Genomic DNA, 1,971 nt, shown 5'->3' with positions numbered 1-1,971 from the left:
TCCCCATCTGCATCTTTAATGGTGTAGCTAAATGTTTCTGTGAGCTTGCCTCCATCTTTTAATGCATTCACGGTTGCGTTATTTGGGTCAACGGTATAGCTGTAACTACCATCGCGATTGAGTATCAGTGTGCCGTAGTCACCTGCAAGTCCTGTTCCACCAACATTATCTGTTTGTTCTGTGGTTGAGCTTCCTTTGCTGACTCCTGTCACTGGTGTTGCATCTGCACCTAAACGGTCAGCAACATCTGCACTATTGCTACTACCACCTGTGATCACGTTTCCTTCAAGTGCTGTACCGTCTTCTGTCACTGTGCCTGTGTCAGCTTTCGCTTCTGGGGCAGTATCTGTAATGAGAATGACCAGATCAGTCGCTACTGAGCTTTCATCGGCATTGTCTGTCACTATAATTGGGAAACTATCACTTACGCTGCTATCACCACCGCTGTGGTTTTTGCTGGTGCCACTTTGTTGGTAGCTATAACTGACTTTGCCTGTTACTGGATCATAGTCGGTAAGGGTCAGTGTTCCTTGTGTACCTATGATTGTTTTTGGTGTGGTCGGGGATAGACCCAAGAGTTCGCTGGTCAGAATGGTCGTGACACCAATCGTGATAGATTTCAGTCCATCTGCTGCGTTGACGGTAAACTCGCCTTGTACTGGGGTCGTTGCATTTTCGGCAATGCTGTTCGCACCAAGCGCTGATCCATTATGATCAGTGATAACCAGGTTAGGTGCGCCATCGGTATGTCCGTTAATGGTGATGGTAATGGTCGCTGTCGATTTATCTCCATCTCCATCGGTAATGGTGTAGCTAAATACGTCTTGGAGGCTTTGGTTATCTTTAAGGGCATTTACTTCCGTATTGTTATTATTTAATTGGTAGGTGTAACTACCGTCAGCATGGAGAATTAATGTTCCGTATTTTCCATTCACTGCTGTATTCAATGCGCCATTTGCTACGTGTTCACCTGACGCAACTGTTCCAGCCTGTACTCCACTGACGTTAGCTTTGTCTGCGCCTTGGGTATCAGCTGTATCTCCACTAGATACGCCTCCTGTCAGTACGTTGCCACTGACTGGATTAGGTACGCTGTCTTCTGTAATGCTATTCGTGTCAGGCTTCGCAACAGGTGCGTCATCTATAATCGTAATCGTTACGGTATTCGTTGTACTATTGCCCTGAGCATCCTTAGTGGTATAGCTAAACGTATCCTCAACATTATCGCCATTTGATGGTTTAGTCAGTGTGTATGTGTAGCGACCATCTTCATCAATGCTGAACGTCCCATATTGAGTCGAACCATTAGTAACGGGTACTGCTTTGACCTCGGATGGTAGGTTCACTGTATCTGTTACGGTATGACCAGTACCCGCAGTTGAACCACCCGCAAGACCACTTTCATTGACAGTATTGCTAATTGGGGCTGGTGTTAGATTGACATTTGCCACATTAATCGTAAGCGTTGAATGAGTTAAATCACCATCCGCATCACGTACCGTATAAGTAAATACATCCTGTGCATCAGCTGTTACTGCATCAGCGGTTGATACATAGGTATAACTGCCATCGGCATTTAAAGTGATATAGCCATATTGGCCATCTATCCTGCCTCCAACGCCACCAGCGCTGTTCGTTGCAGTATCACCCGATACCACACCAACCACTGCACCAGTATTCACCCAACCATCTGCGCCAGCAGTATCATTTCTTAATACACCGTCAGCAGCAAGTACGCTCAGCACACCACCTTCACTAAGGCTACCAGTATCTGCCACAGCAGTCGGAACATCATCAATCACTTGTACAACCAGACTACCTGTTGTGGTTACCCCTCCTGCATCTGTGAAACTCAGTGGAATGCCACTCAGAAGTAAACCATCATTTCCAACAGCGCTATGTGTCTGGGCGTTGTTCAAAGTATAGGTATAACTCAAACTACCTGAAGTTGGGATACCACCTACACTGCTA

The 1,971-nt window shown here is 46.2% G+C and carries 1 protein-coding gene; it reads right to left on the bottom strand.

Annotation, left to right across the window (positions count from 1 at the left end; genetic code table 11):
• Positions 1-1,971 (bottom strand): VCBS domain-containing protein (locus tag PV763_RS17475; RefSeq protein WP_420938287.1); only part of this gene is annotated, 1,971 nt, incomplete at both ends.

It is taken from the genome of Acinetobacter sp. AS5, assembly GCF_048957595.1.
Lineage (GTDB): Bacteria > Pseudomonadota > Gammaproteobacteria > Pseudomonadales > Moraxellaceae > Acinetobacter.
This window is presented reverse-complemented; position numbering and strand designations above follow the sequence as displayed.